Source organism: Streptomyces sp. MMBL 11-1 (assembly GCF_028622875.1).
In the GTDB taxonomy this organism is placed as follows: Bacteria; Actinomycetota; Actinomycetes; order Streptomycetales; family Streptomycetaceae; genus Streptomyces.
In genome coordinates this window covers 2,516,618-2,538,474 of record NZ_CP117709.1, presented here as the reverse complement: position 1 = coordinate 2,538,474, position 21,857 = coordinate 2,516,618, and the positions used below count along the sequence as shown (strand labels likewise).

At 70.9% G+C, this 21,857-nt stretch carries 20 protein-coding genes; 6 read left to right on the top strand and 14 right to left on the bottom strand.

The genetic code is table 11. The annotated features are described in order from the left end of the window. Positions 1-20: 20 nt before the first annotated feature. From PSQ21_RS10840 to PSQ21_RS10810, 7 genes are all read right to left on the bottom strand, one after another. Positions 21-1,799 carry an IucA/IucC family protein gene (locus PSQ21_RS10840; RefSeq protein WP_274030263.1) on the bottom strand — a complete coding sequence of 593 codons (1,779 nt, stop codon included), beginning with the start codon at positions 1,797-1,799 and terminating at the stop codon, positions 21-23. Next, positions 1,796-2,368 carry a GNAT family N-acetyltransferase gene (locus tag PSQ21_RS10835; RefSeq protein ID WP_274030262.1) on the bottom strand — a complete coding sequence of 191 codons (573 nt, stop codon included), beginning with the start codon at positions 2,366-2,368 and terminating at the stop codon, positions 1,796-1,798. The genes PSQ21_RS10840 and PSQ21_RS10835 overlap by 4 nt, the downstream gene beginning before the upstream one ends. Beyond that, positions 2,365-3,642: a lysine N(6)-hydroxylase/L-ornithine N(5)-oxygenase family protein gene (locus PSQ21_RS10830; protein ID WP_274030261.1), complete on the bottom strand. Its 1,278-nt coding sequence runs from the start codon at positions 3,640-3,642 to the stop codon at positions 2,365-2,367. Before PSQ21_RS10830 ends, PSQ21_RS10835 begins: the two co-directional genes overlap by 4 nt. Further along, entirely contained in the window at positions 3,626-5,074 is a 1,449-nt protein-coding gene (locus PSQ21_RS10825; RefSeq protein ID WP_274030259.1) for a pyridoxal phosphate-dependent decarboxylase family protein, read from the bottom strand. Before PSQ21_RS10825 ends, PSQ21_RS10830 begins: the two co-directional genes overlap by 17 nt. Positions 5,075-5,376: 302 nt before the next feature. Continuing rightward, on the bottom strand, positions 5,377-6,363 hold the full coding sequence (locus tag PSQ21_RS10820; RefSeq protein ID WP_274030258.1) for a hypothetical protein: 987 nt from the start codon (positions 6,361-6,363) through the stop codon (positions 5,377-5,379). 421 nt (positions 6,364-6,784) lie between these two features. Further along, entirely contained in the window at positions 6,785-7,435 is a 651-nt protein-coding gene (locus tag PSQ21_RS10815) for a GNAT family N-acetyltransferase (RefSeq protein ID WP_274030257.1), read from the bottom strand. Between the two features lie 124 nt (positions 7,436-7,559). Continuing rightward, a complete protein-coding gene (locus PSQ21_RS10810; RefSeq protein ID WP_274030256.1) occupies positions 7,560-9,035 on the bottom strand; it encodes an MFS transporter in 1,476 nt (491 codons plus the stop codon). 218 nt (positions 9,036-9,253) lie between these two features. On the opposite strand from PSQ21_RS10810, the gene PSQ21_RS10805 reads away from it, so the two are divergent. The 4 genes from PSQ21_RS10805 to PSQ21_RS10790 all read left to right on the top strand — a co-directional run bounded on the left by PSQ21_RS10805 (position 9,254) and on the right by PSQ21_RS10790 (position 12,622). Beyond that, on the top strand, positions 9,254-9,697 hold the full coding sequence (locus PSQ21_RS10805; protein WP_274030255.1) for a winged helix-turn-helix transcriptional regulator: 444 nt from the start codon (positions 9,254-9,256) through the stop codon (positions 9,695-9,697). 448 nt (positions 9,698-10,145) lie between these two features. Beyond that, a complete protein-coding gene (locus PSQ21_RS10800) occupies positions 10,146-11,069 on the top strand; it encodes an aminoglycoside phosphotransferase family protein (RefSeq protein WP_274030254.1) in 924 nt (307 codons plus the stop codon). Between the two features lie 181 nt (positions 11,070-11,250). After that, complete coding sequence (locus tag PSQ21_RS10795; protein WP_274030253.1) at positions 11,251-11,760, top strand: DUF1707 SHOCT-like domain-containing protein; 510 nt, start codon at positions 11,251-11,253, stop codon at positions 11,758-11,760. Between the two features lie 166 nt (positions 11,761-11,926). Beyond that, on the top strand, positions 11,927-12,622 hold the full coding sequence (locus PSQ21_RS10790; protein WP_274030252.1) for an alpha/beta hydrolase: 696 nt from the start codon (positions 11,927-11,929) through the stop codon (positions 12,620-12,622). On the opposite strand, the gene PSQ21_RS10785 is transcribed toward PSQ21_RS10790, so the two are convergent. From PSQ21_RS10785 to PSQ21_RS10755, 7 genes are all read right to left on the bottom strand, one after another. After that, positions 12,579-13,244, bottom strand: coding sequence for a YdcF family protein (locus tag PSQ21_RS10785; protein WP_397991895.1), 666 nt, complete (start codon positions 13,242-13,244; stop codon positions 12,579-12,581). The two genes, PSQ21_RS10790 and PSQ21_RS10785, sit on opposite strands and share 44 nt — an antisense overlap. Beyond that, positions 13,244-14,038, bottom strand: a complete 795-nt coding sequence (locus PSQ21_RS10780; protein WP_274030250.1) for a GntR family transcriptional regulator — start codon at positions 14,036-14,038, stop codon at positions 13,244-13,246. Before PSQ21_RS10780 ends, PSQ21_RS10785 begins: the two co-directional genes overlap by 1 nt. Before the next feature lie 79 nt (positions 14,039-14,117). Beyond that, a complete protein-coding gene (locus PSQ21_RS10775) occupies positions 14,118-14,312 on the bottom strand; it encodes a hypothetical protein (RefSeq protein ID WP_274030249.1) in 195 nt (64 codons plus the stop codon). Between the two features lie 118 nt (positions 14,313-14,430). Beyond that, a complete protein-coding gene (locus tag PSQ21_RS10770; protein ID WP_274030248.1) occupies positions 14,431-15,597 on the bottom strand; it encodes an acyl-CoA dehydrogenase family protein in 1,167 nt (388 codons plus the stop codon). 7 nt (positions 15,598-15,604) lie between these two features. After that, positions 15,605-16,576 (bottom strand): hydroxymethylglutaryl-CoA lyase, encoded by a 972-nt coding sequence (locus tag PSQ21_RS10765; protein WP_274030247.1) that lies wholly within the window; start codon positions 16,574-16,576, stop codon positions 15,605-15,607. Beyond that, positions 16,573-18,534, bottom strand: a complete 1,962-nt coding sequence (locus PSQ21_RS10760) for an acetyl/propionyl/methylcrotonyl-CoA carboxylase subunit alpha (RefSeq protein ID WP_274030245.1) — start codon at positions 18,532-18,534, stop codon at positions 16,573-16,575. Before PSQ21_RS10760 ends, PSQ21_RS10765 begins: the two co-directional genes overlap by 4 nt. A 7-nt stretch (positions 18,535-18,541) precedes the next feature. Beyond that, positions 18,542-20,164 carry a carboxyl transferase domain-containing protein gene (locus PSQ21_RS10755; protein ID WP_217228267.1) on the bottom strand — a complete coding sequence of 541 codons (1,623 nt, stop codon included), beginning with the start codon at positions 20,162-20,164 and terminating at the stop codon, positions 18,542-18,544. A gap of 196 nt (positions 20,165-20,360) precedes the next feature. On the opposite strand from PSQ21_RS10755, the gene PSQ21_RS10750 reads away from it, so the two are divergent. Both PSQ21_RS10750 and PSQ21_RS10745 read left to right on the top strand, forming a co-directional pair. Then, positions 20,361-20,978, top strand: a complete 618-nt coding sequence (locus tag PSQ21_RS10750; protein ID WP_274030244.1) for an SACE_7040 family transcriptional regulator — start codon at positions 20,361-20,363, stop codon at positions 20,976-20,978. 184 nt (positions 20,979-21,162) lie between these two features. Further along, positions 21,163-21,828, top strand: a complete 666-nt coding sequence (locus tag PSQ21_RS10745) for a GOLPH3/VPS74 family protein (RefSeq protein WP_274030243.1) — start codon at positions 21,163-21,165, stop codon at positions 21,826-21,828. Positions 21,829-21,857: the final 29 nt, after the last annotated feature.

Genomic DNA, 21,857 nt, shown 5'->3' with positions numbered 1-21,857 from the left:
CGCGATGCGGCGGCCGGGGCTCAGAACCCGGCGATCGGATTCTTCAGACGCCCCACCAACTGTAGTGCGCCAGCAGGGTCGTTGAGGTCGACCATCTGCTGATTGTCGCGCAGCTGGAGGCGGTTGAGGCAGGAGAGGGCGAAATCCGCCGCGAACAGGTCGTACCGCTGGAACTTGTCCGCGAGATACGGCATCGACTTCTGGTAGTCGCGCACACAGGAGGCGACCGTCCGCCAGAAGGTGTCCTCGTGCAGGACGCCCTCGGTGGCCAGGCCCGCGCCCAGGAAGCGGAAGAAGCAGTCGAAGACGTCGGTGAGGACCGACAGCAGTTTCAGGTCCTCCGGGACCTCGGCCCGGATCCGTTCGACCTGCGGCGGCAGCACCGCGTCCGGGTCCATCACCGCGATCTCCTCGGCGATGTCCTTGAAGATCGTGCGGGTGACGACACCGTCCTCCACGACCAGGATCACGTTCTCGCCGTGCGGCATGTAGACGAGGTCGTAGGCGTAGAAGCTGTGCAGCACCGGCACCAGATAGGCGTCCAGGTAGTGCCGCAGCCACACCCGCGGGTCCAGGCCCGACTCGGCGATCAGCGCCCCGGCCACCGATCCGCCCTCGCGGTCGGTGTGGAGCAGTGAGGCCATCGTCGCGACCCGCTCGCCGGACCGGAGTCCCGGCACGGGGCTCTCGCGCCACAGGGCGGCCAGCATCTTCCGGTACGGGGAGCCCTTGGCGGTGGCCGCCTCGTAGGACCGGTGGTGGTAGCCGATCGCGGCCCGCTCCCGGATGATCGAGAACCGGGCCCCGCGCAGCAGCTCGTCGCGCTCGATCAGACCGGCCAGCCAGTCGTTGATCGCGGGAGTGGCCTCCATGTACGCGGCGGACAGTCCGCGCATGAAGCCCATGTTCAGGACCGACAGCGCCGTCTTGACGTAGTGCTTGTCCGGGTGGTCGGTGTTGAAGAACGTGCGGATCGACTGCTGGGCGAGGTACCTGTCCTCACCCTCGCCGAGCACCACCAGATGCCGTGCCGCCAGCTCTCCGGCGAAGCTGACCGCGAGCTTGTTCCACCACTGCCAGGGGTGGACGGGCAGCAGGAAGTAGTCGCCGGGGTCGAGGCCGAGCCCGCGCAGCGTGCCGTCGAACCGTTCCCGGGCCGCCTCGCTCAGCTCACCCTTGACCAGCGCGTCGTAGTCGAGACCGGCGCCCGCGGTGAAGGTGGCCCGGTCACGGCGGGCGGCCAGCCAGACCAGCCGGATCTCCGAGGCCGCCTCGGGGGCGTACGCCCGGTACTCGTCCACGCCGAAGCCGAGCCGCCCGTTGTTGGCGACGAAGCACGGGTGGCCCTCGGTCATCCCGGTCTCGATGGCCTGGAAGCCGGCGGCGACGAGCTGGCCGGAGGTCGCCGGTTCCTTGGTGAGTTTGTAGGCGGTTCCGGCCAGGGTGGAGGAGATCTCCTCCAGATAGACCGGCAGGACCTCCGCGGAGATCCCGAGCGTGTGCCGCAGCTCGATGAGGAACTCCGTCATATCCAGGGGAAGTTCGGAGCCGTGCCGGTGCCGGGTGATGGTCTCGGCGGGGATCTGCCAGTGGTCCAGGGCGAAGAGGCGCGCGGTGAAGCGGTACTCGGTGGAGGCGTCGTCGCTACGGACGGTGAAGTGGTCGTTGCCGAGCGGCGCCGGCGTCAGCAGCCGTTCATGGCTGAATTCCGCCAGTGCTTTGCGTACCAGCAGTCGGTTTGCGGTGGCCCAGCGCTCCGGGGAGAGGTGGGCGACGCTCTCGGTGAGGGCGGTCGTCATCGGTCGTTTCCTCCGGTTGCTGCTTCGAACTGCTCGCGGGTGCAGGCGCTGAGCAGAGCTGTCTTCTCCGGCTTGGTGATCTCCCGGAGCACCTCGAAGCCGACGGCCTTGTTGAGGGCCTGCACGGCCCTGTTGGTCACGTCGGGCTCGACGACGACCCGGCGCACCGACGGGTCGGCGAACAGGAAATCCATCACGGCGGTGATCACGGCCCGGGTGAAGCCGTGCACCGGGGTGTCGGTGGGGGCGACCAGGAAGTGCATCCCGACGTCGCCGGGCTCCGCCTCGTACAGCCCCTTCAGCTCGACCTCGGCGGGGTCGTAGCGCTCGATCAGGAAGGCGGGCGCGCCGTCGTGCAGCCCGATGAACGCGTCGTGGTGCGGGTGGGCGGCGATGGACCGGTACTCCTGTTCCACGTCAGCGCGTCCGGCGTCGCCCATCAGCCAGAACGCGGCCTTGGGGTGGGTCACCCAGCCGTGCACCAGCCCGGCGTCGGCGGCGGGGTCCAGCGGGCGGACCGTGAACGCGCCGGGTGTGCCGGGGGCGCGGCGGTTCTCGGGGCGGCTCATACGGCGAACTCCTGGAAGGCGATGGACTTCTCGACCGGGTAGACCTCACGGCCGAGCAGCTCGCCGATGATGTAGGCGTTGCGGTAGGCGCCCATGCCGAGGTCGGGCGAGGTGATCGAGTGGGTGTGCACCGAGGAGTTCTGGAGGAAGACCCCGCGCCCGGTGGTGTCGATGCTGTAGTTGCGAGCCACGTCGAAGCGGCCCCGGCTGTCGAGGCGCAGCCGCCCGGCGACGGGCGCGAGAAAGGCGGGCGGCTCGTAACGGTAGCCGGTGGCGAGGATCAGGCCCTCGGCGGTGAGCTCGTAGTCCTTGCCCTGCTCCTCCTGGCGCAGCCCCAGGCTGTACGCGCCGCCGTCCGCGTCGTAACGGGCGCTGACCAGGGCGGAGTTGGTCAGCAGCCTGGTCGGCACGGGCCCGGCGACGCTCTTCTGGTAGAGCAGGTCGAAGATCGCGTCGATCAGCTCCCCGTCGATGCCCTTGAACAGCCCCTTCTGACCGGTCTCCAGGCGGTAGCGGGTCTCCTCGGGCAGCGCGTGGAAGTAGTCGATGTACTCCGGGGAGGTCATCTCCAGCGTGAGCTTGGTGTACTCCAGCGGGAAGAACCGCGGGGAGCGGGTGACCCAGTTGAGCCGGTAGCCGTAGGTGTCGATGTCGGAGAGCAGGTCGTGGTAGATCTCCGCCGCGCTCTGCCCGCTGCCGATCAGAGTGATCGACCGCTTCCTCTGGAGCTCGCTCTTCGCCTCCAGGTAACGGGAGTTGTGCAGGAAGTCCCCGCCGAGCCCTCGGCAGGCGTCCGGGATGTGCGGCGGCGTGCCGGTGCCGAGGACCAGATGCCGGGACCGGAACAGCCGACCGGAGGCGGTGCGCACGGTGTAGAGCTCGGAGCCCTCGTCGTACGTCACTGTCTCGACGGTCTCGTCGAACCGGATGCTGCTCAGTTTCGCGGCGGCCCAGCGGCAGTAGTCGTTGTACTCGGTCCGCAGCGGGTAGAAGTTCTCCCGGATGTAGAAGGAGTAGAGCCGGCCGCGCTCCTTGAGGTAGTTCAGGAACGAGTAAGGCGAGGTCGGGTCGGCCATGGTGACCAGGTCCGACATGAACGGCGTCTGGAGATGGGCGCCTTCGAGGAACATTCCGGCGTGCCACTCGAAGTCCGGCTTGGACTCCAGGAAGACGCCGTTCAGCTCGTCGACCGGCTCGGTCAGGCAGGCCAGGCCGAGGTTGAACGGGCCGAGCCCGATCCCGATGAAGTCGTGGGGTTCAGGAAGCGCGGTCAAGGGAGTCTCCCAGGTACTTCTCGGCGTGGCCGGAGATCAGATCGAGGACCGCGGCGATGTCCCGCACGGTCGTCTCGGGGTTCAGCAGGGTGAACTTCAGGTACTGGCGCTCGCCTACCTTGGTGCCCGCGACGATGGCCTCCCCGGAGGCGAACAGTGCCTTGCGGGCATGGAGGTTGGCCCGGTCGATCTCGTCGGGGGAGGCGGCACCGGGCGGGACGTAGCGGAAGACGAGCGTGGAGAGCTGCGGCTCGACGACCACGTCGAAACGCGGGTCGGTGGCGAGCAGCCGCCAGCCCTCGGCGGCAAGGTCGCAGACCTCGTCGAACAGCTCACCGACGCCGTCCGCGCCCATGACGCGCAGCGTCATCCACAGCTTGAGCGCGTCGAAGCGGCGGGTCGTCTGGAGGGACTTGTCGACCTGGTTGGGTATCCGCTCCTCGACCGTCCGGCGCGGGTTCAGATACTCCGCGTGGTACGTCGCGTGCCGCAGGGCCGCCCGGTCGCGGACCAGCAGCGCGGAGGAACTGACGGGCTGGAAGAAGGACTTGTGGTAGTCCACGGTGACCGAGTCGGCGCCCGCGATGCCGTCGAGCAGCCCGCCCCGCTCGCGGGAGGCGAGCAGACCGCAGCCGTACGCGGCGTCCACGTGCATCCAGACGCCGAACTGATCGCACAGCGCGGCGATCTCGGGCAGCGGGTCGATGGACCCGAAGTCCGTGGTGCCGGCGGTGGCGACGACGGCCATCGGGACGGTGTCCTCGGCGAGACAACGCTCCAGGGCGCGGGCCAGGGCGACCGCCCGCATGCGCTTGTCGCGGTCGACCGGAACGGAAACGACGGCGTCCGGGCCGAGGCCGAGCAGCTTGGCGGACTTCTGCACGCTGAAGTGGCTGCACTCGGAGGTGAGGATCCGCAGCCGCGTGAAGTGCTCCGGCCGGACCTTCGTCTCCTCCCGTGCCAGCAGCAGGGCCTGGAGATTGGACTGCGTACCACCGCTGGTGAAGATCCCGTCGGCTGCCGGGCCGAGCCCGATCCGCTCGGCGGTCCAGTCGATCAGCCGGCGCTCGATGAGGGTGCCGCCCGCGCTCTGGTCCCAGGTGTCCAGGGAGGAGTTGACCGCGGAGAGCACGGCCTCGCCGAGCACGGCGGGTATGACGACCGGGCAGTTGAGGTGCGCCAGATAGCGGGGGTGGTGGAAGTAGACGGCGTCACGGAGGTAGACCTCGCCCAGCTCGTCGAGGGCCGCGGCGGCGTCGCCCAGCGGCCGGTCGAGGTCGATCGCGTCGACGGCGGGGGCGAGCTCGTCGACGCCGATCCCACTGAAGGGGCGCTCGGTGGCGGCGAGCGTGGCCGCGACCCGTTCCACTCCCGCGGATACGGTGTTTCGATAGTGCTCCGCGGTCGTGTTGTTGAGCAGGTGCGAACGCATGAAGGGTCCTCCCGGGTAAGGGGAACTTCATCGCGGCCCTCCGGGCAGGAAGGGGGGACGAGGACGCGATGTCGAAGTTAGGTTAGCCTAACCTAACCTTGCGCTCGACTGCTCCCCTTGCCCCTTCTGATGCACCTGTTGTCTGATTCCCGCCCCTGCCCCCGAGGCCGGCGTCCGAGGTCGGCCCCACGCGAACGGCCGCCGCCGTCCCGTCGGAGCGGGAGCGGCGGCGGCCGAGGAGCGCGTACGGCGTTCAGGTCAAGGGTGTCGGCTGTGACCCGGCCGACCGGGACGGAACCGGGTCAGTGCTTCGGCGGGTTGGTCACCACCCAGTCGGAGTTGCGGAAGTGGGTGGAGATCCCGTTCCCCTTCTGGGACGTGTCGGGGGGCCCGGAGCTGGGGAACAGTGACGGGGCGATGCCCCGGCCCAGCCGCTCCTCCCATACGGTCGACCACTTTTCGAGGTCCGGGAAGGCCTCCTGGACCGCCGTCCGGTTGACGAAGCTGAATTTCTCGTGGATGAATCCCTTGCGGATGTCCTCATCGCTGAGCTTCCCCGCGCTCTTCAGCTCATCCCACTTCGCCCGGGCCTTGGCCACCATGACGTCGGACGAGATCTGGAAGTCCCCGTCGCTGGGCCCGTACGGCTTCCCGTTCTCGTCGAGCATCCCCAGTTTGTGCAACGCGTCGAACGGGCGGCGCGCCGGGCGCTCGGCGGGGGGTGTGGAGCCCATCCACTCCTGGAACCTCGCCGGCGCCACCGGCTGTCCTGCCAGGTCCCGTTCGGTCGGGAAGTTCTTGTGGCGGCCCGAGAAGAAGAACGCCCATGATCCCTGGAGCCGTACGTCGTAGTCCTGGGGGCGCTCGCAGGCGGAGCACAGCACCCTGAACAGGGAGGCCGACATGCGCTTGAACTGGTGGGGAGTCGTGCCCAGCGGTGCCTGGTAGTGGCGCCACCACGTGACCTGCTGCCGCGTCAGCCCGAGGAACTCCAGGTCCCGGGGCTGGATGCGGTATCCCGTGTCATCGTGGGGCCAGGCGCGGCTCCCCTCGCTCTGACTTCCCGGGACTCTGCCGTCGGCGTCGATGAGCCCCTCGGCCTGGGCCCTCTGACGCCTTTTGAGGAAGCCCGGATCCTCGTCGGCCGACGGGCCCGCCAGGACGGCCTGCCCGTGGATGCCCGTGGTGGCCTGCCAGGAGGTTACCGCCGCGGTCGGGGCAACCGCGGGACCTGACAGAACCAGGGCCGCAAGGGCCAGTACTCCCAGCCTCAGACGCTGACGTGACACTCTTTCGCCTCCAGTGGAAAACACTTCGCATGGCTCGCACTTCTCGCGTTCCATGACTCAGAGTTACGCATATCACCGCGTGTCACCGTCGCAGCCACGCCGACCCCGACGGTCCGAGCCGCCCGGTGCCCGGAGGCGGGGCGTGTGCGGCGGGTGATCACCGGGCCGATCATGGGTGATCTGTCGTCGTCGGAGGGCGTTTGCGGGGGGCGGCCACCGGAACGGGTGAATCTCGGACGGGCTGCCCCCGGTGGAGGCCGTCACCCACGGTCATCGTGGTGCCGTGCCGTGCCGTGCCGTGGCGTGTCTGTGTCTGTGTCTGTGTCCGTTTCCGCGTCCGCCCTCCGTGCCCGTGCCCGTGCCCGCGTCCGCCTCCGCTTCCGCCTCCCGTGCCCGGTCATCGGTGCGCGGGACCTCCACCTCAGACCCCGAACTCCGCCCGGCAGGCGTCGAGTCCCTCCACGGTCACCTCGACGCTCCGGTGTGCCTCCCACCGGGCCCGGTCCAGGCGAAGTCGCCGCAGGGTGACGGGAACCCCCCGTACGTCGTCGGTCTTCAGGCCGTCGTCCGTGTATCCGAGGCGTCGCGAGACTCTGAGCGAACGGGGGTTGTCGGTCATGGCGGCGGAGACCGCGTACCGCGCGCCGAGCCCGGCGAACGCGAGGTGGAGGGCGGCGGCGCGCATCTCCGTACCGAAGCCCTGCCCCTGGTACGGGAGCCCGAGCCACGACCCGGTCTCCGTCTCCCGCCGCACCCCGAACCGCTGCCCCATCAGGTCCTGCCGCCCGACGACCTTCCCTTCGTGGAGGACGGCCAGGCTGAGCGTCCAGTCCTGCGCGGACCAGCCGGCCACGGTCCCCAGCACGTGCTGGAACACCGCCCGCCCCACCTCGGCGGGGGTCCCGTCGGTCCACGGCACGTTGAACGGCATGCGGTCCGGGTCGTGCACCCCGTGGGCCGCCACCGAGGCCAGCTCGTCCAGGAGTCCGAGGCCGGGCAGCCGCAGTTCGAGGCGAGGCGTGCGGAGGCGGAGCCGGTAGAGGGGCCAGTGCGGGTGGTCCGTGAGATCCATGAGGGGACTCTGCCGGAGGCGCGCGGGAGGTGTCGACCGCAATACGGAGGGGGCGGCGTACGGCCGTTGGGGTTGGGGGCGGCCGGGCCCACCCGTACGCCCCCCCACCGCCTTGCAAGCGCGTTCAGGCGCCGATCGGTGCGGGCCGCTCGACGTCGCCCGCAACGTTGTTCCCGCCCGGCGAGGCGCTGCTGCCGCCCCGGCCGCCGTCGCCGGAGGAGGGCCCGCCCGTCGCCGCCGCACGCCGGGCGCGGAGGCCGAACGCGCTGACGGCGGCGGCGGTCAGGGCGGCGGCCAGCGGGACGACCAGGGCCGCCCGGTACCCGTCGAGGAGCGCGGCGGGCGACGTACCGTCCGTGGCCGCGACGTTGACGCCGGCCACCGCCGACAGTCCCAGCGCGGCCCCGAACTGGAAGGACGTGTAGAGCAGCCCGCCCGCCACCCCCTGCTCCTCCTCGGCGATGCCGTCGGTGGCCACGATGGTGAGGGGCCCGTAGACCAGGGAGAAGGCCAGGCCCAGGAGGAGCAGGCCCGGGAACATCGCCGCGTACGTCCAGTCCGCGGCGATCGGCAGGAACAGGGCGTACGCCAGCGACGCGACCAGCAGTCCGCCGAAGATCACCCGGGCGTTGCCGAACCGGGCCACCAGCCTCGGGGTGAGGAGCGGCGAGAGGACCGCGTCCACACCGATCACGATCAGCGCGAAGCTGGTCCGCAGGGACGACCAGCCGCGCAGCTCCTGGAGGTAGAGCACGGCGATGAACTGGAAGCCGAAGAACCCGGCGGCGAACAGCAGCCCCGACACGTTGGCGCGGACCAGCGCCCCGCTGCGGAAGAGGCCCAGGCGCACCAGAGGTGAGGACGAGGCGCGCTCGATCAGGACGAACGCGAGGAAGAGGAGCAGGGCCGCGCCGATCGTGCCGACGGTCCAGGCGAGCGGGACGTGCGAGGCCCGCTCGACGCCGAAGACGAGCAGCAGGATCCCGGCGGTGACGGCGACCGCTCCGGCCAGGTCGACGCCCTGCCCGGTGCGGTCCGGCCGGGGTGAGGCGGGGACGAGCGCGAGCGCGGCGAGGAGGATGCCGAACGAGAGGACGACCGGGGCGAAGAACACCCAGCGCCAGTCGACGGCGGAGAGCAGCCCCCCGACGACCAGGCCGATCGAGAAGCCTCCGGCGGCTGTGCCCGAGTAGACCAGCAGGGCCTTGTTGCGCTGCGGTCCCTCCGGGAAGCCGGTGGTGATGATCGACAGGCCGGCCGGGGTCATGAAGGCCGCGGAGATCCCCGTCACGAAGCGGGCGACGACCAGCATCCAGCCCTCGGTGGCCAGCCCGCCCAGGCCGGAGAAGAGCAGGAACACCACGAGCCAGAGGAGGAACATCCGGCGACGGCCGAACAGGTCGGCCGCCCGTCCGCCCAGCAGCATGAAACCGCCGTAGCCCAGGACGTACGCGCTCATCACCCACTGGAGCGTGCCGGTGGACAGATCCAGATCGTCACGGATCGCGGGCAGGGCCACGTTGAGCATGGCCACATCGATGCCCTCCAGGAAGATCGCGCCGCACAGGACGAACAGCACGCCCCACGAGCGGCCGGTCATGCGGTCACCGGTCGGTCCGGAAAGGGATGGTGATGAGGACACGGGACTTCTCCTTGTTGTGCGGTCGGGAAAGGGCATGGCGAGCTGCCGCAACTGCGTGTGGACGGCATGGGGTTCGCGTACGCGGGCGTCAAGCGGCGCGAGGCGGCGGCGAGTTACTGAAGTGCTGCTTGGTTCCCTCTTGTAACCACTCGAAGCTTGCGGCACCGTGGGGAGGTATGGAAGAAGGCACTTCGAAGTCACCGAGTAACTGCGCGGATACCGGCGCCGGGCCGGACTACGACATCAGCCAGTGGGACGTCCGCGAGGGGTGCGAGGTGCGGCAGATCCTCGACCGCGTCGCGGACAAGTGGTCGCTCCTCGCCATCGCCCACCTGGAACGCCGCACGCTGCGCTTCTCCGAGCTGCGCCGGCTGATCGAGGGCATCAGCCAGCGCATGCTGACGGTGACCCTGCGCCAGCTCGAACGGGACGGCCTGGTGCGGCGCACGGTCTACCCCGTCGTCCCGCCCCGCGTGGAGTACGAGCTGACGGAGCTGGGCGCGACGCTGCACACGACGATCAGGGCCCTGGTCGACTGGACCGAGAGCCACCAGCAGGAGATCGCGAAGGCCCGCGCCGACTACGACGCCCGCCAGGAGGCCGAGGCGGCGGTCTCCTGAGATCGCGGGGCCCGGACGCGTCCCGGCCCCGTGCCGCGTCATGGGGCGCCGATCAGTTTCTGTAGTCCGGCAGTTTCTGTATTCCGGGCGGGACCGTCGGGCCGGAGACAGGGGGCGACGAGTGCGGCGTGGTCCGGTGAACTCCCGTCGGCGGTGCGCCCGGTCGCGGTCCTCACCACGGCCGCCGCCGGGAGCCCTGGGCGGGCGTCGGCAAGAACGCCCCTTCCGGCCACGGACCGACTCCGGCCGGTGGGAAGATCCCCGACAAGGCCGCCCGCAAGCTCTCCTCCGCCCCGCCCGCATGCGCTCCGGCGTCCCGTACGTCATGCTCCGCGACGGAACGGCCCATCGGCCCGTGAGACCCGCGTCCCCGCACCAGCCGCCGCTCGACCCGCGTCACCACCTGCGGTCGCGGTGGAAAACCCGCTCCTCCCAAGGACCACGCCCCATGAGTTCGCCGCAGGACATGGAGATCCCCGACACGCTCGTCGCCTCGCACCTGAGGAACGGGGGCGATGAGCAACGGGCCTGGATTGCGCGGCTGCCCGCACTGGTGGCTGAGCTGCTCGACCGATGGGAACTGGAGCGCGACGGCGGCACCGGGTCCGGCGAGGCCTCGCTGGTGGTGCCGGTGCGCCGGGCGGACGACACCCGTGCCGCGCTGAAACTCCAGATGCCCCGCGAGGAGACGGCCGCCGCGCTGATCGGGCTGCGGGCGTGGAACGGCAACGGCATCGTGCGGCTGCTCGACCACGACCCGGAGAGCAGCGCCATGCTGCTGGAACGCCTGGACGGCTCACGCACCCTGGCTTCCGTCGAGGACGACGACGTCGCCATGAACGTCTTGGCCGGACTCATGGCCCGGCTGCACTCCGGCCTGGCACCCGAGGGTCTGCGCGGGCTCGGTGCCATCGCGCGCGACATGCTGGCGTCCGTGCCGGCGGCCGTCGCCGCCCTGCCGGACCCCCAGGACCAGCGGCGGCTGCACGACTGGGCATCGGTGGTCACCGAGCTGGCCGGTGACCCTGGCGACCGGATGCTGCACTGGGACCTGCACTACGGCAACGTGCTCGCCGCCGAGCGCGAGCCGTGGCTGGCCATCGACCCCGAACCCCTCGTCGGCGACCCGGGTTTCGACCTGTGGCCGGCGCTGGACACCGGCTGGGAGAAGTTCCGCACCCCCGGGGACGCTTCCCGGGCGGTGCGGCGCCGCTTCGACCTGCTGACCGAAGCGCTCGGGCTGGACCGCCGACGCGCGGCCGGCTGGACCCTGGCCCGGCTGCTGCAGAACACGCTGTGGGACATCGAGGACGGGCGCACCACCATTGACCCCTCCCAGACCACCGTGGCCCAGGCGCTGCCCCGCCACTGAACACGACCCACTGAACACGACCCCATCGAGCGCGTCCCCCCACCAGTCCACCGGCAGCCCGACATAGGCGCCTCGGTGAAGGACCGAAGCCCCCGGAGTCGTCCCGCCAGCCATGTCGGCGGGGCCGGGGCCGCACTAGAGTGATGGGGTGAACTCACCCCAGGGAAACGCCGTTTCGCGCGTGAGCGAGGACGACCGCGAGAACGCCGTGCGGCGGGTGCGCGAGGCGTACGCCGACGGGTACATCGCGCACGAGGAGATGGACGAGCGCCTGGGCCGGGTGCTGGCCGCCACGACGCAGGGCGAACTCGCGTCGGCCGTCGACCTGCTCCCGGCGGAGGACCCGGGCACGACGTCGACGATCGCTGCCGCCGGCGGACGGATCAAGCGGCGCGGCGCATGGCGGGTGCCCCGCGTCCTCAAGGTCCAGTCCGCCTTCGGACGGGTGCGGCTGGACCTGTCCCGGGCGATCATCGAACACCCGGTCATCGACATCGAGCTGAGCCTCGGCACCGGCAACGCGAGCATCACGGTCCCGCGCGACGCGATCGTCGAGGTCGAGGGCCTCACGACCGGGTGGAAGGACCTGCGCTACAGGCCCCGGCAGCCGGCCCGCCCCGGCGCGCCGCGCATCCGCTTCTCGGGGGCGCTGGGGTACGGCCGGCTGAAGATCCGCCACGCCTGGCGGTGAGGCGGCCTGGCCGGGGGCCGGGGGCGGGGGCCAGGGACGGGGCCTTCACTGTGACCGGCCGGCCCGGTCACCTGAATAACGGCCCCGGCAGGCGGGGACGAGCGGATGGATGTCTGCTGGGGACGCACGCCTTCCATCACGTCGCCCCCCTCGAAAGGTCCGCCCGATGGCTGACGAACCCGCGATCGTCCTCGTCCACGGCTTCTGGGGCGGCGCCGCCCACTGGGGCAAGGTCATCACCGAGCTGCACCGCCGGGGCTTCGGCTCCCTGCACGCGGTGGAGAACCCGCTGACCTCACTGGCCGAGGACGCCGAGCGCACCCGCAAGATGGTCCGGCAGATCGACGGGCCGGTGGTCCTGGTCGGCCACTCCTACGGCGGCGCGGTCATCACCGAGGCCGGTGACCTGCCGAATGTCACCGGACTCGTCTACATCGCCGCGTTCGCCCCGGACGCCGGTGAGAGCCCCGGACAGATCAGCCAGGAGAAGCCCCCCGCGGCGTTCGAGAACCTCGCCCCGGACTCCGACGGCTATCTGTGGGTCAAGCAGGACAAGTTCCACGAGAGCTTCGCCCAGGACCTGTCCGAGGAGGAGGCGCTGGTGATGGCGGTGACACAGAAGGCACCGCTGGCCTCGACCTTCGGCGACAACGTCACCGCCCCGGCCTGGCGCGCCAAGGCGACCTGGTACCAAGTCTCCACCGACGACCGCATGATCCACCCCGACAACGAGCGCCGCATGGCCGAGCGTATGAACCCGCGCAGGATCATCGAGCTGGACGCCGGCCACGCGTCCCTGGCATCGCAGCCCGGCCCGGTCACGGATCTGATCGAGGAGGCCGCGGGATCAGCCGGCTCGTGAACCCGCCCTCGACCAGCCGCTCGTACGCTGCCGAGACCTCGTCCGGGACGGGCTGCTCGATCATGAACCCCTGCGCGGGGTAGACGAGCAGCCGCTGCATGGCCCCGACCAGCATGTCGATGACCAGCCGGTCGTCCCCGATGGAGTCCACATACTCCTCGAACGTCATGGGGCTCGACGCGCTGACGACGTCCACGCCCGGCCACAGCTTGCGGGCCGTGGCGTACGCGCGCCGCTCCTCGTACGGCTTGCTGACCAGCAGTACGGAGTCCACTCGCACACCAGCCGCTTCGAGGAGGGCCCGCGAGAAGCGAATGTTCTCCCCGGTGTTGCGGGCCTTCGGCTCGACGAGCACGGCGGAGGCCGGCACGCCGAGTTCGACGGCCCGCTCCTGGTAGTGCACGGCCTCGCCACGCGGCATGCGCTCGCGGGTGGTGGGGCTGGTCGAGCCGGTGAACACGATGACGGGGGCCAGCCCGTGCAGGTAGAACCCCGCCGACACGTCGGCCACCCCGAGGTCATGGCTGCCCAGCCCGACGATGACCGAGCAGGGGCGTGGGGTGTGGTGCATGAGGTGGTGGTCCCACACCTGCCGGGCGTCCGACCAGGACTGGGCAGTCATCACGACTGCTTGCCCTTTGTGCGCGCCGAGTCCGGTACTGCGAAGTCGTACGTCCAGCGGAACCTCGATGCGGCGTGCACACCGATGGCGAACTCGACGGGCGATCCGTCTGCGGTGAACGCTGTCCGATGAAGCTCCACCACGGCTTCACCTGACGGTAGTTGCAGCAGCTTCGCCTCCTCCGGCGTGGCCGGGCGCGCGAAGAGCTCCTCGCGCATGTGGTCGATCTCGTACCCGGCGTCGTACAGGACACGGAACCCTCCACCACGCCCGGCCGGGCCGGGTGCCGGGTCGACCAGACGGGTGCCTTCGACGTGTTCGGGGCGGTAGTAGCTGGTCAGGGTGTGCGTGGGATGGCCACTTTCCTTGATGAGGCGGGCTCGCGCGTACACGTCGGATCCTGGCCGCAGGCCAAGGGCGGCGGCAATGGTGTCCGTGGCTTCGATCTGGCTCACTGTCTGCGTCTGGTCGCCACGGCTGTGCGGTCGCCCAGACGCTACTCGGTCCGCGATGAAGGCGACTTCGTCGCCGTCGCGCCACTTCGCTTTGTCGTAGCGATCGATGCCGAGTCGTTGGAGAGCTGCCGGTGGCCGTACGACAGTGCCATGGCCGCGCGACGAAGTCACCAGGCCCTCTGCCTCCAGCGCTTTGTATGCCGCATGGACCGTCGACTTGGATCCCTCACCCGATGCCACGAGGTCCCTGATGTGAGGCAACTGCCGGCCCGGCTCGTACTCGCCGCTTCTGATGCGTTCGGCCAGCCGGTCGGCCAAGTCCCGCCACTTGGGCGCCATGCGTCCCTCCTCTCGACAGGAGCAGTCAAACACAGCGAAGAGAAGGTTGACAGTCCTGGGACTGTCAGTGACAGTAGCGTCACTGATGGTCGTAGTCCTGGGACTGGGAGGCTAGTTCGTCATGGTGGAAAGCAGCGATGGTCGGCGGAATCTCTCTCGACTCATGAGGGAGCTGGGCAGCGATGGGGTTCTCGTCGTTCCGACCGATGGCCATGACCAGGACGACCTCGTCCCCGGAGCCGCACTCCGGTGGCCGCCCTGTCAATGCGGGCACTCGCTCTGCCCCGACCTCGTGCCGCCAGAGAGCGATGGGTGACCCCCTTGCCCGCAGGTCCGGCCCGCCCGCCGTGGAGCGATCCACAGCAGGCGGGGCGGCGGCGACGGTCGGAGTGTCAGCCCGGCAGCCCCAACTCCCGTGCGATCAGCATCCGCTGTACCTCGCTCGTCCCCTCGCCGATCTCCAGGATCTTCGAGTCGCGCCACATCCGCGCCACCGGGTACTCGTTCATGAAGCCGTAGCCGCCGTGGATCTGCGTCGCCTCACGGGCGTTGTCCACCGCGACCGTCGAGGAGTACAGCTTCGCGATCGCCGCCTCCTTCTTGAACGGTTCGCCCGCCACCAGCCGCGAGGCCGCGTCGCGCCAGCCCACCCGGGCCATGTGGGCGCGCATCTCCATGTCGGCGATCTTGAACTGGATCGCCTGGTTCGCGCCGATCGGCCGGCCGAACGCGTGGCGCTCGGCCGCGTACTTCACCGACTCGTCCACGCAGCCCTGCGCCAGGCCCGTGGCCAGCGCCGAGATCGCGACCCTGCCCTCGTCGAGGATGCGCAGGAACTGCGCGTAGCCCCGGCCCTGCTCGCCCAGGAGGTTCGCCGCCGGGACGCGGACGTCGGCGAAGGACAGCTCCCGGGTGTCCGAGGCGTTCCAGCCGACCTTGGAGTACGGGGCGGCGACCGTGAAGCCGGGGGTGCCGGAGGGGACGATGATCGCGGAGATCAGCGGGCGGCCGTCCTCCTTGCGGCCCGTCACCGCCGTCACCGTCACCAACTCGGTGATGTCCGTACCGGAGTTGGTGATGAAGCACTTCGAGCCGTTGATCACCCACTCGTCCGTGGCCTCGTCCAGGACCGCCGTCGTCCGGGTGCCGCCCGCGTCCGAGCCGCCGTCCGGCTCGGTCAGGCCGAACGCGCCCAGCGCCTCGCCCGCGCACAGCTTCGGCAGCCACTGCCGCTTCTGCTCCGGTGTGCCGAACAGGTGGAGCGGCATGGCGCCCAGCGAGACCCCGGCCTCCAGGGTGATCGCCACCGAGGAGTCGACCCGGGCCAGCTCCTCCAGGGCGATCCCGAGCGCCAGGTAGTCGCCGCCCATACCGCCGTACTCCTCCGGGAACGGCAGCCCGAACAGGCCCATCCGGCCCATCTCGCACACGATCTCGTACGGGAACTCATGGCGCTCGTAGAAGTCGCCGATCTTCGGCGCGACCACATCGTGCGCGAACGCCTCGACGGTGCGGCGCAGTTCCTCGTGCTCGGCGGTCAGCCGGTGGTCCAGGGACATGGGTGGCTCACTCCTTGTGGGAGGGGGAAGAAGAGGAAGGGGTCAGGGCGCGGACCGTGCGGGACGGGCTCGGCCGGCCCAGGTGTCCGGCCATCCAGGCACTGGTGGCGGTCAGCGCGTCGAGGTCGACGCCCGTTTCGATGCCGAGGCCGTCGAGCATCCACACGAGGTCCTCGGTGGCGAGATTGCCCGTGGCGCTCTTCGCGTACGGGCAGCCGCCCAGGCCGCCCGCCGAGGCGTCGACCGTGATCACCCCGTGCTGGAGCGCCGCCAGGGTGTTGGACAGCGCCTGGCCGTATGTGTCGTGGAAGTGGACGCCGATGGAGTCCGTGGGGACCGCCGCCTCGTTCAGGGCTGTCAGCAGCGCTGTTACGTGGCCCGGCGTCGCCACTCCGATGGTGTCGCCCAGCGACAGCTCGTCGCAGCCCAGGTCCATCAGCGCCTTCGCGACCCGGACCACCTGTGCCACGGGCACCGCGCCTTCCCACGGGTCGCCGAAGCACATCGACAGATAGCCGCGGACGTGCGCCTTCTCCGCCTTGGCGCGGGCCACCACCGGCTCGAACATGGCCAGCGACTCGTCCACGGTCCGGTTCAGGTTGCGCGCGGCGAACGTCTCCGTCGCCGAGCCGAACACCGCGATCGACCGGGCCCCGAGCGCCAGGGCCCGGTCCAGTCCGCGTTCGTTCGGCACGAGGACCGGGAGGGCCACGTCGCCCACGTCCGCGATCTCCCCGAGGAGCGGGAACAGGGCTTCCGCGTCCGCCAGTTGGGGCACCCACTTCGGGTGCACGAAGCTCGTCGCCTCGATGGTGGTCAGGCCGGCCACCGCCAGTCGGCGGATGAACTCCGCCTTCACCTCCGTCGGAACGATCCCCTTCTCGTTCTGGAGACCGTCCCGCGCGCCTACTTCGTGGATGCGGACCCGGGCCGGCAGCCCGGGGGCCGGGACCTCCATGGGGAGCGTGCGCATGGTCATGAGCCCTCCTGGACCGAAGCGGCCGGGACGGGGACCACGACCGCCAGGATCTGGTCCATCGCGACCGTCGCGCCCGCCGTGACGTCCAGCTCGGTGACGGTCCCCGCGTGCGGGGCGGAGATCACGTGCTCCATCTTCATCGCCTCCACCACGAGCAGGCTCTGTCCGGCCTCGACCTCGTCGCCGACGGCGACCTTCACCACCGTGACCGTGCCCGGCATCGGGGCCGCCAGGGTGTCCGCCCCGCTCCGGCCCGCCCCGCTCAGGGAGGCCTCCACCGGATCGTGGTCCTGGACGTGCCAGGTGTCGCCGTCCCGGCCGAGCCACTCCCCGGAGCGGTGGAAGTGGCCCACCGTGCCGTCGAGTTCGACCGTGACGTGGTCGGGCGTGACCGTCGCGGAGGCCGGAGCGCAGCGAGTGACGGGTTCAGCTCCCGCTACTCGCAGCGGGAAGAGCAGCGGCGCCGGCACACCCCCCGTCCGCCATCCGTTCGGCACCGAGAACGGGTCCGTCCAGCCCCCCGCGTCCGGCCGGGGCTCCAGCGCCTCCCGGCGGACCGCGGCCGCCGCCGCGTACACCTCGTCCGGCACCCCGTCCGGCACCAGGCCCTCCGCCTCGCGCTCCACCAGCCCGGTGTCCAGGTCGCCGGAGACCACGTCCGGGTGGGCCAGCAGACGGCGCAGGAAGCCCGCGTTGGTCGGGACGCCGAGGATGACCGTGTCCGCGAGGGCCGCCCGCAGCTTGCGCAGCGCGCTCGCGCGGTCGGGGCCGTACGCGATGACCTTCGACAGCATCGGGTCGTACAGGTTGCCCACCGGCACGCCCTCGCTGAGCCCCGAGTCCGTCCGCACCCCGCCGCCCTGCGGCTCGCGCAGCGCCAGCACCGTACCGCCGGAGGGGAGGAAGCCCCGGGCGGGGTCCTCGGCGCAGACGCGGGCCTCGATCGCCCAGCCGGTCAGGGTGATGTCCTCCTGTGCGTACGGCAGTCGCTCGCCGGACGCCACCCGCAGCTGCCACTCCACCAGGTCCAGGCCGGTGATCAGCTCGGTGACCGGGTGCTCGACCTGGAGGCGGGTGTTCATCTCCATGAAGTAGTACGAGGCCGGGTCGTCGCCCGGGACGATGAACTCCACCGTGCCCGCGCCCGCGTACCCGCAGGAGCGCGCCGCCTGCACGGCCGCCTCGCCCATCGCCGCCCGGGTCTCCTCGTCGAGGAGGACCGAGGGGGCCTCCTCGATGATCTTCTGGTGGCGGCGCTGGAGCGAGCACTCGCGCTCGCCGAGGTGGATCACGTTGCCGTGGGCGTCGGCCAGCACCTGGATCTCGATGTGGCGCGGCCGGTCGATCCACCGCTCCACGAGGAGGGTGTCGTCGCCGAAGGAGGCCCGTGCCTCGCGGCGGGCCGCCGCGATCTCCTCCGCCAGCACCGCCGCGTCACGGACCAGGCGCATGCCCTTGCCGCCGCCGCCCGCGCTCGGCTTCAGGAGGACCGGCATGCCGATCTCCTTTGCCGCTTCCTCCAGTTGGGCGTCGGTCAGGCCGCTGCCCGAGGAGCCCGGGACCACCGGGACCCCGTACGCCGCGACCGTCTCCTTGGCCCGGATCTTGTCGCCCATCAGGGAGATCGCGGAGGCGGGCGGGCCGATGAAGACCAGGCCCGCGTCCGCGCACGCCTGCGCGAACTCCGCGTTCTCCGCCAGGAACCCGTACCCGGGGTGCACGGCCTGCGCGCCGGTGCGGCGGGCCGCGTCGAGCAGCGCCGCCACGTTCAGGTAGCTCTCGGCGGCGGGCGGCGGGCCGATCCGGACCGCCGTGTCCGCCTCCCGCACATGCCGGGCGTCCGCGTCCGCGTCGCTGAAGACCGCGACCGAGCGCACGCCCTGCTCCCGCAGGGTCCGGATCACCCGGACCGCGATCTCGCCGCGGTTGGCGACCAGAACGGTGTCGAACATCGTCATCTGTTCCTCACATCCGGAAGACGCCGAAGCCGGGCCCGGCCGGGTCCTTCTGGGGCAGCGGGGCATTGGCGCAGGCCGTGAGCGCGAGGCCCAGGACCTGCCGGGTGTCCACGGGGTCGATCACACCGTCGTCCCAGAGCCGGGCGGTCGCGTAGTAGGCGTTGCCCTGGGTCTCGTACTGGGCGCGGATCGGGGCCTTGAACGTCTCCTCGTCCTCGGCGCTCCAGTCGTCGCCGAGCTGGTCGCGCTTGACGGTGGCCAGCACGGAGGCGGCCTGCTCGCCGCCCATCACCGAGATCTTGGCGTTCGGCCACATCCAGAGGAAGCGGGGGCTGTAGGCCCGGCCGCACATGGAGTAGTTGCCCGCGCCGTACGAACCGCCGACCACGACCGTCAGCTTCGGGACGCGGGTGCAGGCCACGGCCGTGACCATCTTCGCGCCGTGCTTGGCGATGCCCCCCGCCTCGTAGTCCCGGCCGACCATGAAGCCGGAGATGTTCTGGAGGAAGACGAGAGGGATGCCCCGCTGGTCGCACAGTTCGATGAAGTGCGCGCCCTTCTGGGCCGACTCGGAGAACAGGATCCCGTTGTTCGCGACGATCCCGACCGGGTGGCCGTGGATCCGGGCGAAGCCGGTGATCAGCGTCGTGCCGTACTCCGCCTTGAACTCCTGGAAGCGCGAGCCGTCCACCACGCGCGCGATCACCTCGCGTACGTCGTACGGGGTGCGGGAGTCCACCGGGACCGCCCCGTACAGACCGGCCGGGTCGACCTTCGGCTCCTCGGCCGGCTCGACCGACCAGGGGAGCGGGGCCCGGTCCGGGAGTGTCGCGACGATGTTGCGGACGATCCGCAGGGCGTGCGCGTCGTCCTCCGCGAGATGGTCGGTGACCCCCGACGTACGGGAGTGGACCTCGCCGCCGCCCAGCTCCTCCGCCGTGACGACCTCGCCGGTGGCGGCCTTCACCAGCGGCGGGCCGCCGAGGAAGATCGTGCCCTGGTTCCGGACGATCACTGCCTCGTCGCTCATCGCCGGGACGTACGCCCCGCCCGCCGTGCAGGAGCCCAGCACCGCCGCGATCTGCGGAATTCCGGCCCCCGACATCCGGGCCTGGTTGTAGAAGATCCGCCCGAAGTGGTCCCGGTCGGGGAAGACCTCGTCCTGCATCGGCAGGAACGCACCGCCCGAGTCGACCAGATACAGGCAGGGGAGACGGTTCTCCAGCGCGACTTCCTGGGCGCGCAGGTGCTTCTTCACGGTCATCGGGTAGTACGTGCCGCCCTTGACGGTCGCGTCATTGGCGACGATCACGCACTCCCGGCCGCTGACCCGCCCGATCCCGGCGATCACCCCGGCGGCCGGGGCGGCGCCCCCGTACAGCCCTTCGGCAGCCAGCGGGGCCAGCTCCAGGAACGGCGAGCCCGGGTCGAGGAGGGTGTCCACCCGGTCGCGGGGGAGCAGCTTGCCGCGCGCCTCGTGGCGGGCCCGCGCCTTCTCACCCCCGCCCAGCCGTGCCGTGGCGAGGCGTCCCGCCAGCTCGTCGGAGAGCGCGCGATGAGCCGCCTCGTTGGCCTGCCAGGCCTCCGAGGCGGGATCGGCCGCGCTCGCCAGGACCGGTGCCTGCTGCATCGTGTCGAGCCCCCTTGCCCGTACCGCGATAGTCAACCGCTGCTGTCGCTGCTGTCAGCGCTGTTGGTGCTCTTCGTGCTGCCAGTGCCGTCAGTGCCGTCAGTGCCGTCAGTGCCGTCAGCGCTGTTAGTGAGCGTTAACGCGTTTCCCTCGTCAGGTTAACGAGCGCTAACGACCCTGTCTAGAATGAATCCTCATGAGCACCCATGCCGCCGCCCGCGTCGCGGCCCCCACCCGCCGCGAGCAGATCCTCCGGGAGGCCGCCCGCCTCTTCGCCGAGCGCGGCTTCCACGGCGTCGGCGTCGACGAGATAGGCGCGGCCGTGGGGATCAGCGGCCCGGGCCTCTACCGTCACTTCCCCGGCAAGGACGCGATGCTCGCCGAGCTCCTGGTCGGCATCAGCGAACGTCTGCTGGAAGGCGGCCGTATGCGGGTGTCGGAGGACGCCTCCCGGGGCGACGGCTCCCCGGAGGCCCTCCTGGACGCGCTCATCGAGGGCCACATCGACTTCGCCCTCGACGACCGCCCCCTGATCACCCTCCACGACCGCGAGCTGGACCGGCTGCGCGACACGGACCGCAAGCGGGTGCGCCGCCTCCAGCGCGAGTACGTGGAGGTCTGGGTCGGCGTCGTCCGCGCCCTCTATCCGTCGCTGGCCGAGAACCGGGCCCGCGTCACCGTGCACGCCGTCTTCGGCCTGCTGAACTCCACCCCGCACCTGGCCCGGCCCGAGGCCCTGCCCGGCCGGGCGGTGACCGCCGCCCTGCTGCACCGGCTGGCCCGGGGCGCCTTCGCCGCCGCGGACCCTTCCTGAGCGGCGGCTCCGGCTCCGGCTCCGTCCCCGTCAGCTGACTGCGCCCCTGCTCTGCCCCTGCCCCTGCCCTGCCCCTGCCCTGCCCCTGCCCTGCCCTTGACCTGCTCCTTTCCGTTCCAGGGCAACCTCGGACGAGGTCCGTACGTCTGTCCGGACGACACGTAACGAATCGGGGAGCCGCTCCATGCCCGTCTCACTGGGCGAAGAGATCATGCTGCTGTCGCTGGACGACACGACCGGCGCGGCGAAGGGGGAGACCGCCGCCCGCTGGGGCGTGGCGGCGGGCATGCTCCTGGAGCTGGTCATGGCGGGCCGCGTCACGGTGAGGGGCGGCCGCGTCGAGGTCTTCGACCCGACCCCGACGGGCGATCCGCTCCTGGACGGACGGCTCGACCGGCTGGCGCGCTGGGTCCACGGGACGTCCAGCAGCCGCAAGGTCACCGACTGGCTGACCCGGGACCATGCCAAGGGCTCGCAGGACGTCGTGAAGAGCCTCTGTGCCCGCGGTCTGGTGACCGAGGAAAGGCACCGGGCCCTCGGCGTCTTCCCCGTGCGCCGTTACCCGGAGGCCGACGGAACCGTCGAGCGGGAGCTGCGCGCCCGGCTGGCCGCCGCGGTGCTGCACGGGGCCGAGCCGGACGCCCGGACCAGCTCCCTCGTCGCCCTGCTGCACGCCACGGGCATGCACCCCCAGGCCTTTCCCGGCCTGCCTAAGAAGCAGGTCGCGCCGCGTATGGCCCAGATCGCCGAAGGGCACTGGGCGGGCGTGAGCGTGGGCGAGGCGATCCGCGACCTCCGGGCGGCGATCTCCGCGGTGACCGTGGTGACGGTGCTCTCCGTGGTGTCGTAGGTCCGCACCCGGGCAGGACCCGGGGTCGC

Excerpts from the sequence above, each read along its gene's own strand:
- PSQ21_RS10825 (WP_274030259.1), bottom strand. The coding sequence starts at position 5,074 with ATGCGTTCGCACCTGCTCAACAACACGACCGCGGAGCACTATCGAAAC.
- PSQ21_RS10745 (WP_274030243.1), top strand. The coding sequence starts at position 21,163 with ATGCCCGTCTCACTGGGCGAAGAGATCATGCTGCTGTCGCTGGACGAC.
- PSQ21_RS10780 (WP_274030250.1), bottom strand. The coding sequence starts at position 14,038 with ATGGCGCCCAAGTGGCGGGACTTGGCCGACCGGCTGGCCGAACGCATC.
- PSQ21_RS10840 (WP_274030263.1), bottom strand. The coding sequence starts at position 1,799 with ATGACGACCGCCCTCACCGAGAGCGTCGCCCACCTCTCCCCGGAGCGC.
- PSQ21_RS10760 (WP_274030245.1), bottom strand. The coding sequence starts at position 18,534 with ATGACGATGTTCGACACCGTTCTGGTCGCCAACCGCGGCGAGATCGCG.
- PSQ21_RS10800 (WP_274030254.1), top strand. The coding sequence starts at position 10,146 with ATGAGTTCGCCGCAGGACATGGAGATCCCCGACACGCTCGTCGCCTCG.
- PSQ21_RS10770 (WP_274030248.1), bottom strand. The coding sequence starts at position 15,597 with ATGTCCCTGGACCACCGGCTGACCGCCGAGCACGAGGAACTGCGCCGC.
- PSQ21_RS10785 (WP_397991895.1), bottom strand. The coding sequence starts at position 13,244 with ATGACTGCCCAGTCCTGGTCGGACGCCCGGCAGGTGTGGGACCACCAC.
- PSQ21_RS10805 (WP_274030255.1), top strand. The coding sequence starts at position 9,254 with ATGGAAGAAGGCACTTCGAAGTCACCGAGTAACTGCGCGGATACCGGC.
- PSQ21_RS10810 (WP_274030256.1), bottom strand. The coding sequence starts at position 9,035 with ATGACCGGCCGCTCGTGGGGCGTGCTGTTCGTCCTGTGCGGCGCGATC.
- PSQ21_RS10790 (WP_274030252.1), top strand. The coding sequence starts at position 11,927 with ATGGCTGACGAACCCGCGATCGTCCTCGTCCACGGCTTCTGGGGCGGC.
- PSQ21_RS10835 (WP_274030262.1), bottom strand. The coding sequence starts at position 2,368 with ATGAGCCGCCCCGAGAACCGCCGCGCCCCCGGCACACCCGGCGCGTTC.
- PSQ21_RS10755 (WP_217228267.1), bottom strand. The coding sequence starts at position 20,164 with ATGCAGCAGGCACCGGTCCTGGCGAGCGCGGCCGATCCCGCCTCGGAG.
- PSQ21_RS10750 (WP_274030244.1), top strand. The coding sequence starts at position 20,361 with ATGAGCACCCATGCCGCCGCCCGCGTCGCGGCCCCCACCCGCCGCGAG.
- PSQ21_RS10815 (WP_274030257.1), bottom strand. The coding sequence starts at position 7,435 with ATGGATCTCACGGACCACCCGCACTGGCCCCTCTACCGGCTCCGCCTC.
- PSQ21_RS10765 (WP_274030247.1), bottom strand. The coding sequence starts at position 16,576 with ATGACCATGCGCACGCTCCCCATGGAGGTCCCGGCCCCCGGGCTGCCG.